This is a genomic window from Nitrospira sp. BLG_2, assembly GCF_049222245.1.
On sequence record NZ_JBLYIG010000226.1, the window covers coordinates 1 to 8,324 of the forward strand.

The 8,324-nt window shown below is 53.4% G+C and carries 10 protein-coding genes; 2 read left to right on the forward strand and 8 right to left on the reverse strand.

The genetic code is table 11. From position 1 onward, the window contains the following. From ACOSYY_RS06300 to ACOSYY_RS06325, 6 genes are all read right to left on the reverse strand, one after another. Positions 1–426 (reverse strand): methane monooxygenase/ammonia monooxygenase subunit C (locus ACOSYY_RS06300; protein ID WP_421661414.1); only part of this gene is annotated, 426 nt, incomplete at its 3' end. Positions 427–748: 322 nt separating this feature from the next. Continuing rightward, on the reverse strand, positions 749–2,764 hold the full coding sequence (locus ACOSYY_RS06305; RefSeq protein ID WP_421661415.1) for a CopD family protein: 2,016 nt from the start codon (positions 2,762–2,764) through the stop codon (positions 749–751). Then, positions 2,761–3,162 (reverse strand): copper resistance CopC family protein, encoded by a 402-nt coding sequence (locus ACOSYY_RS06310; RefSeq protein ID WP_421661416.1) that lies wholly within the window; start codon positions 3,160–3,162, stop codon positions 2,761–2,763. Before ACOSYY_RS06310 ends, ACOSYY_RS06305 begins: the two co-directional genes overlap by 4 nt. A gap of 102 nt (positions 3,163–3,264) precedes the next feature. After that, on the reverse strand, positions 3,265–3,852 hold the full coding sequence (locus ACOSYY_RS06315) for a hypothetical protein (RefSeq protein ID WP_421661417.1): 588 nt from the start codon (positions 3,850–3,852) through the stop codon (positions 3,265–3,267). A 55-nt stretch (positions 3,853–3,907) separates the two neighbouring features. Further along, a complete protein-coding gene (locus tag ACOSYY_RS06320) occupies positions 3,908–4,396 on the reverse strand; it encodes a hypothetical protein (RefSeq protein WP_421661418.1) in 489 nt (162 codons plus the stop codon). Between the two features lie 158 nt (positions 4,397–4,554). Beyond that, positions 4,555–5,142 (reverse strand): hypothetical protein, encoded by a 588-nt coding sequence (locus ACOSYY_RS06325; protein WP_421661419.1) that lies wholly within the window; start codon positions 5,140–5,142, stop codon positions 4,555–4,557. 257 nt (positions 5,143–5,399) lie between these two features. Between ACOSYY_RS06325 and bfr (ACOSYY_RS06330) the strand changes: the two genes are divergently transcribed. Further along, positions 5,400–5,876 (forward strand): bacterioferritin, encoded by a 477-nt coding sequence (bfr, locus tag ACOSYY_RS06330; RefSeq protein WP_421661420.1) that lies wholly within the window; start codon positions 5,400–5,402, stop codon positions 5,874–5,876. 8 nt (positions 5,877–5,884) lie between these two features. Next, positions 5,885–6,355 carry a bacterioferritin gene (bfr, locus tag ACOSYY_RS06335; RefSeq protein ID WP_421661421.1) on the forward strand — a complete coding sequence of 157 codons (471 nt, stop codon included), beginning with the start codon at positions 5,885–5,887 and terminating at the stop codon, positions 6,353–6,355. A gap of 72 nt (positions 6,356–6,427) precedes the next feature. On the opposite strand, the gene ACOSYY_RS06340 is transcribed toward bfr (ACOSYY_RS06335), so the two are convergent. Continuing rightward, complete coding sequence (locus tag ACOSYY_RS06340; protein ID WP_421661422.1) at positions 6,428–6,829, reverse strand: cupin domain-containing protein; 402 nt, start codon at positions 6,827–6,829, stop codon at positions 6,428–6,430. A gap of 615 nt (positions 6,830–7,444) precedes the next feature. After that, positions 7,445–8,137 carry an HD-GYP domain-containing protein gene (locus ACOSYY_RS06345; RefSeq protein ID WP_421661423.1) on the reverse strand — a complete coding sequence of 231 codons (693 nt, stop codon included), beginning with the start codon at positions 8,135–8,137 and terminating at the stop codon, positions 7,445–7,447. Between the last annotated feature and the right edge of the window lie 187 nt (positions 8,138–8,324).

Sequence of the window (8,324 nt, forward strand, 5' to 3'; positions counted from 1 at the left end):
GCTCGCCGTGAAGCTCGTGTCCCGGATGATCACTTGGTGCCACGCCGCATCCTGCTCCAACGTGTAGCTCCCCGCGTAGTACACGCCCCAGATGTAGCACACCAACCACCCCATCCAGTAAAAGTACCGCTTCAGCTCCAGCTTATGGTCCAGGTTCGCCAGGTTCCGGTCCCGCGTCACCCAGATCCACCCAATCGTCACCGCAAAAAACACCGCGTTCGCTAAAATGTTAAACCGCCACAGCCCCATCCACACCGAATCAAACTCCGGGGTCATGGAGTCTAACCCGTGCGAGTACCCGAACGCCCGCTGGTACAGCACCCAAAATACTCCAATCCCCAAGATCGCCAACCACCCGATCTTCACCGGCTTCGAATCGTACCACTGCGAGATGTCATACCCTCGCCCCGAACTGTCAGCTGCCATGTGCCCTACCTCCTTGTGTTAAATGAAAGTGTCCTACTACCGAATGCCACGTTTCAGGAAGAGATCCTGCCACGATTGATATGTTTCCTCTGGTGGAAGGATCCGCAAAAGGTCAACAAGTATCTGACAAAGCTTCGAGACGAGTCAAGCAAAATATCATGAGAAAGGCACCTAACCCCTTGCCTATAGCGCACATGGGGCGGCTCTACTTTGGAGAGGGCAGGTATACTCCTGCAGGTATTGGAAGTCAAGATGAGCAAGGAGCCCGGTGGTGTCAAGTCGACTTGCTGGACGAGATGAAAGGTCGTTCTGATGCGCCGATTCAATGAACGTGATCGCCTGGCGGAGGCAAGATTTCTCCCTCTTGATTGAGCTGGGAAATCTGCTGTGTCAGCAAGGTCATATCCGTCCACCCTGTTCCATCTCCATTAGGAATCCACCGTGCTCGCAAATAACCGAAGCGGTCGACGAGGAATTCCATGTGTTTCGGGCGTGTTCCTTCGCCGAACAGATCCGGAATAGAAAGCGTCCTTCGGAACAAAGCATAGCTGTTGGAGATCTCGCGCGCACCCTGTGTCACGACAGGGAAAGGCATATTTCGCACGATGGCGGCCAGCTCGTCCGGAGGCAAGTCGGTCATGGGGACTGCCAAGATGGCCGTATTCTTTCCAGTGATCGTGGTGGAAGCCGCACGGAGTTGCTCGAGCCGGTCACGTGATTCCGGCCAGGAAAAGAGGACCAGCAGCAGACTGTGTCTTCCGCGGAAATCTTTCAATGTGCCGCTTGAGCCGTCGTGCGCAGTGTACGAGAAGTTCGGAGTGGCCATGAACGGTTGCTCAGGAAGAATACGGGGAGTGATGATTCTCGATTGATACCCCCGAGAATTGGCATGGAGAAAGTTCAGCAAGTCCCAGCGTTCGTCTTCAGAGAATTTCTCGCCGAAGGCCGGCATGATTCCGTTGTATCGTCCGTAGGTCAGCCAATGGAAGAAGTCGCCGGCCGTATGCATGGCGGTATGAGGCTCCGTTAAAAAGTCTAGAGGTTGTCTCGGCAACGTCTTGGCCAACACACCGTTCCCCTTTGCTTGCGGCCCATGGCAAGGAACGCAATTCGCCGCATAGAGCTCAACGCCATTTGCAATGGAGATAGCATCGAACGGCACCGGAGTCTTCCTGTATGTTTCCGGGTACGATTGCACGGAAATGGGATAGAGTGACGCACCAAGTCCGAGGACTCCTAGTATTGTCGGAACAGCGATTCGCCACGGAGTTTCCCACTGTTTCTTGCGACCGAGAACGATCGTCGTTCCGGCTATGATCAAGAGTACGAGGCCGGCCAGTACGATAGTCCGTACGAGCCAGTCGCCCCAGGTGGCATCGATGGAGAAGCGGAAGGGGTAGGGCCAGTAATCGATCACATCATGCTTGGCGGGCACGGCGTTGGCCAGTAATGTGGCGACGATCACCAGTAGGATGGCAAGGACGAACTCAATCCTTACCCCAGTCCGAAGCTTTCGTCCACCCGCTGCGGCTATGTCCGAATCCTGCCCAAGCGATGGTACCCAAACAGACTTCGCGCGCGCGGCGATAAAAAGAATGATCGCGAGCAACGTGAGTTTTAGGATGAGGAGCCAACCGTAGGTCGTAGCAACGAGTCCGGCATAATTGGTATCGATCATACGATTTGCCACGACCAGGCCGGACACGATCACGGCGATCATTGTGGGAAGAGCCAATGTCGAAAAACGGCTCAGCACTTTCCCGGCTTGGGATCGGTCGTCGGATGATTCGGTCGTGGTGGTGGAGGCAACAAGGATCACGCCCGGGAGTCCGCCGAACCAGACACTGGCTACGATGACATGCAGCGCATAGATCACGGTGGCCAAGACGGCTTGCTCTTCGGCCGCCGAATGGCTGGCGAGAGAACCGAGGGCCAGGGGCAGCGTCGCAACAGACGCGCAGACAACGTAGCGCCAGCGCGCCGGAGGAGAAACCCGAACGTACAGAACGATTACAATAACAGCGAGGGCACTAGCAGCACGCAGGGTCCAAATAAGCCCGACGCGGGTCTTTTGTAAGAAGTCTACCCAGGCTTGTGGGCTCCAGGCATTTTCAGGAACTCCGGTCGCTTGCGCCGTCGTTGTAGCTAGGAGACCGAATAGTCCGAGCAAGAGCCCTACGGCCAGCCAAGGAAAGGTCTTTTTCAGGCGAGTCGGCCACGTATGCCGGGAAGCAAGGCCTATGTGTCCGGCGATTGCCAAAAAAACGCAACCACCGATCAGCAGCATAGAGGAGGCTAGCTGCAGACAGCGAAACAGCGCGCCAGCAGCTTCGATCATTTCTTTTGCGTTTCGCCCTTTACGGTGAAGTCGAAAGACGACTCGACGACGTGTCCGTCCACCGAGAGGACGCGAAACTTGACGGAATACTTGCCGGGTGCCAGCTCCGGTAGCGGCAGCACGATCGATTTTTGATCGTCAGGGGCCAAGGTTGGTTTCAAGTCGGTGATCGATTGTTTCTTGGCATCGAGGACTACGAGGGAGGCGTATTCTCCCTCGATTTTCTCGTTGAACCACAAGCGCACCTGAGTCGGCGCATTGGTGAGGACGGCTCGTCGCGGTGGTTCCGCCTTGATCAACATGGAATGCGCGAAAGCCGCAGTGGCCGAGACTCCCAAGACAAACGCCATGATCAAGATGACACGCGCGAACGCGCGTGTGCCTAGCGAGCCGATCATTGGTCCTCCATGTGCCCGATGCCCGATCATGGGGTCCAAGAAAACGTGACGCATCCGGCTTTCTGACTCAGCGCTCTGGCGAGTATTCAAGGCCTAATCCTATTACGATGATACGGTGATCTCCGAAGGTTTGCGGCGATCCCGAAAGGAAAAGAACACGACGACAGCGATGCCTACCAGGACGGGCACGATGACCATGATGTAGTGAGTCAGGTGCGAAATGGCTCCTGTTTCTCCGACAGAAAAAGGAAACCGCGAGACGTGTTCTTGCTTGTCTCCGATTGAAACCAGGCCGACGAACTTGCCGGGTTTATCAAAATTATATTTTACGTCGATGGAGCCGGTCGGGTAGACCTTGGCTGGGAAATGGGTGACGGTCACTGCTTCGAGATTATTCTCCGAGCCGGTATCTTGAATGACACGCACTTCTACGGGTATTGAGCGAAGTTCTTGCTCAACGAAATCCAGCACCAAGACGGAGTTCCCCGTTCCTGGTAGTTCTTGGCAAAATTTCCGATCGTAGTATGTGTCAGGCTGGTAACTGGCGAAATACATTTTATAGGGTCCGATGTGGAGCACGCACGTATCAGCTGCCAATTCATGGCCATGCTGGGCCAGTGCCGTAAAAGGAGCCAAGACCAGAAGGAACAGACCGCATACCAACGCACGAATCAGCAAATGACACGACATGTTCCACCTTCTTCTTTCTCTGATTCTGATGTAACGGTCCCTTCGTCGCGCGACACTAGGAGGCCGCGATTTGCGACGGCTTGTGGCGGTCGCGCATGAAAAAAACAATTGCGCCGACGATGACGACCGCAGCGACTGGAACCATGTAGATATTTAAAAATTTGGAAAAGATCTTCGGTTCACCTACGGAAAATGGGAACCGGGATATATGTTCCTGTTTGTCACCCACGGTGACCATACCGACAAATTTCCCGGGCTTGTCAAAGGTGTATGCAAAGTCGATGGAACCGTTCGGATACACCTTGGCGGGAAGGTGAAAAACTGTAATAGTCTCAAGATTGTCCTCTGAGCCTGTGTCTTTGATGATGCGCACTTCGGCGGGGAGTGAACGGAGTTCTTGTTCGATGTAATCCAGTACGACGATCGTTTGGCCGGTCGCCGGAATGTCCTCACAAAACTGCTTTTGCTGCGAGTTCTCTGGCTGGTAACCGCTGAAATGCATCATATAAGGTCCGATCGTGAGCTTGCACATGTCTTCAGCCATGGAGAGCCCGCCATGAGCATAGGCTTGTGAGGACACAAGGGCACTCATGGCAAATAGTACACATCCAATCGTCAGCTTCAGGTATACGAAAGGCCTCATGAAAATCCCTCTCTGGAAATAGTGAAATGAATGCCTAGATAGTCACGCACAGCCACTGATCACGAACGACGGCGAGACGCAAACCAACCCCGCACGCGGCTCGATTTCGAGAGCTCATATCCAACTATTCCGAGGACCAGCAGTAAGGCCAGCGGGCCCAGCGCCGCGCGACCGAGTTTTGAATAGTCGACCTGCTGCACTCGCAACAAATAGGAAGAAGGGCTGAGCCCCTCTGCCGTTATGATCAGTTTATAGAGGCCCTTGTCCAAATTGGCTTCTCCTCTCACCACGCCATCAGGGTGAGAAGCCGGCTTCCAGTACGCCACGGTCTTGGTCTCGTCTTGCTCATTTTCATTGACCCCTCGAATGATTTTGACTCCCACCGGTAGGTTTCGCAGGCTCGGGTCGACCAGGTCCACCACGAGAAAGGTGTCCCCTACATCAGGGATATCCGTGCAGTATTGAGCTTTCGGCTCGATTTGCGGCTGGTAAGCGCTGAAATGCACCATATTACCGCCGATTCTTCGCACGCAGATGTCCTCTTCCATCGACACGTTTCCGTGCGCGGCGGCGAGGCCGGGGCTGAAAATTGCTGTGAGGGTCAATAGAAAAAGGGACGGGCCGAAACGTCTTACCTGCTTCATCATGACTTTATCTGTGGTTCACAATTCTGGACGTAGAAATGTACCATCCCGCAGACTGTTCTTTCAAGTGCTCGAGTCACGCGCAACGGGTGTATGCATGTCGCCATGGTGCCGATGCGATCGTCTAATACTGAGAATACATTTCATCGAAATTGAGAAGTAAACTCGAAATGGATACATTTTGAGAGTTGACGGCAAGAATGAGACGTGATGATAATAAGAAAAAACCGTAGGTTCAGCGTGAAAGGAGGGCACTCATCATGAAAGCAAAAGAGGGGGTCATCAACATTCTCAATAAGATCCTAACGGCCGACTTGACGGCTATCAACCAGTATTTTGTCCATGCCAAAATGTGTGACAACTGGGGATACGACCGGCTCCATCACAAGGTGCGCGAGCGAAGCATCGACGAGATGAAAGATGCCGACGAACTCATCGGTCATATTCTCTACCTGGAAGGCGTGCCGAATGTGCAGCGCATGAACGCGGTTCAGGTTGGCGAGACGGTGTCTGAGCAGTTTAAATTGGATTTGAAGGCCGAGCAGGAGATGTTGGCGTTGTTGAATGAAGGGATCGTGCATTGTACGAAGGTTGCCGATTTTACAACCCGTCACATGCTTGAGGATATGGCGAAGGATGTGGACGGGCATATTGATTGGATCGAAACCCAGCTGGAAACCATCAAACAAGTCGGCCTTGAAAATTACCTGGCCGAACAGATCAAGAAAGAATCCTGAGGGGGACCATGAAAGCCAAAGAAGGTGTTCTGGAGTCGCTCAATCAGATCCTGCGAGCGGAATTGACGGCCATACATCAGTATCTGCTTCATGCGGCTCTGTGCAAAAATTGGGGATACGAACGGCTGCATGACCAGTACAGTCATCTGGCGAAGGAGGAAGTGGAGCATTCTTCGGGACTCATCGATCATATTCTGTACTTGGATGGTGAGCCGGATGTGGAGCATGTCGATGCCTTGGCGCATGGGCGGGACGTAGAGGCTCTGTTTCAAGCTGATCTGGCTTTCGAGTGTGAAGACGTGGAATTGCTCCGAAAGGCGATCGCGCACTGCGCCACTGTCGGTGATTTCACGACACGTCACCTGCTGGAATATATGATCGAGGATTCGGAGGAGCACGTAGATTGGTTCGAGACCCAATTGCGGACCATCAAACAGGTGGGAATCCAGAACTATCTTGCCGAGCAGGTCAAGAAGTAATGCAACTTACAGGTACGCGAGCGAAGGCTTGCGTACCTGTCGTCCTTCCTTGAGAGGCCTCGCACGAGTTTCTTAAGAAACTGAAGTGTTTCCATCGAAATGATGGTGTTCGTCGGCATCGGCGTCCCGTTTTGTTCGGTGAATGGTCTTGTCCTTGTGTTCCGGGGGGCTGTACAGGCTGTAGAGCTTGAGATCCGTTGTGCTCGAGCGATTCATCACATTGTGCCTTGTCCCGGCGGGGATGACCACAGCATAGCCGTCACTGACGGAATGAGGTTTGCCATCCAGGACCACGCTACCTTCACCCGCTTCAAAGCGGATGAACTGATCCAGGTCATGCACCTCCTCTCCAATCTCTTCGCCCGGCTTCAAGCTCATCAACACCAGCTGGGTATGATGTGCGGTAAATAACACCTGACGATAATGTTCGTTCCTGGTCGTCGCTTCTTCGATATTGATGATGTAGCCGCTCATAGCCACCTCCAAAGTTCCAATTCTACTCTGCAGTTTGTGTTCAGTCCCATGGCATTCATCATACTGAGGAGGAAGTATTCAAGTCTAGGTTGAACCACCCGTGAGTCTTTACGATTACATGAGATCGTAAAGGAGGAGAGCCGAAGCGGGGATCTCATGCTTTCCGTGCTGGATGCTCAAAATATGAGAGTGTGCGCAATGATGACCGGCCAGATTCTCAGTGTGATATTTGTCGGCCTGAAGCGTGTCACTGTTCCACGGTAGTTTAATAGTTTTAAGCCATGCTTTAAGCCGGCGTGTCCGAAGCGACTGTGCAAGTCCTCTTGTCTGGCCGAGCTGGCATCCCAATACTCGGCATTTGACGCACCAGAGGTAAGATCCCTATGCCCTATCGGTCTGTTGCAGTGCCCGAAAAGTATCAGGGGAATTTCGGGGAAGGACATGTCTCTCCGATAATCGGCCTGCTCAAGACGAGTGACATTTCCCATCGGAGTAACCGGCAGTCGTGTATTCATAGTCTTCGTGCAGTGACTCGTTGGAAGTGGACTGCGACGCGCAAAGTCGCATAGACTCTGGCCTTCTTTGAAGTCGGCGTAAGTCATATGCCCCATTGTGCTACCGGTAGGCTACTCTCCTTAAATATGTCATTTCGGTAGCTCCCATGAGTTCGACTAGGAGGTCGACGATACAGGGATCAAATTGAGTTCCTGAAGCCACCTTCAAAATTCGAAGTGCGATGTGATCCCGCAGGGATCGATCGCAGACTTCAGGAACATGAATGGCTTCGAATGCGTCGGCGACGGCGAGGATTCTCGCTCCGAATGGAATGAACTCCCCCCTGAGCCCATAGGGATAACCTGATCCATCCCACCGCTCATGGTGATGGGCGATCATGACGGTCGCCTCACGGAGAAAGGAAAAGGGTTCGAGCAGGGTCGCTCCTAGCCGGGAGTGATTCTGAATTGTTACGTAAGAGTCTGGCTCGAGCGATTCTTGCCCGGTTTGCAGATGAGGCGGAAGCATGAGAAGGCCAAGATCGTGAAGGAGGGCAGCCAGTTTCAGCTGGTGCAATACATCCGCATCGAGGCGTGCAGCCTGTCCGATTCGAAGCGCAATTACAGCAGTCTCTAGTCCATGTCCTGCTTGCCAAGGGAAAATGCGATCCAATTCTTTCGTCACCTGCCGGACCAGAATACTTTCGAGGTCGCGGCGCGAGGCGGATGGCAGATGAAGCTGATCGATCTTTTTGAGCATGCGTTGAATCCTGACAACCGCCGGCTCAACCTGTTCTGCAGCATCGATATACATGAATTGCCTCCGTGAAAAACGAAGAGCCCAGGACCACTGCCGTGATCCGGGCTCTGGGTGAAAACCGCTGGCCGCTGAGAAAGTCTATGGCTGTTGCTGGTATTACGATTCGTGCGGTCGCTTGTCTCCGATAACGGTTGTCTGATTCGAGGCTTTGCGGCCTCCGTCTTCAAAAAGTGAAAGCGAA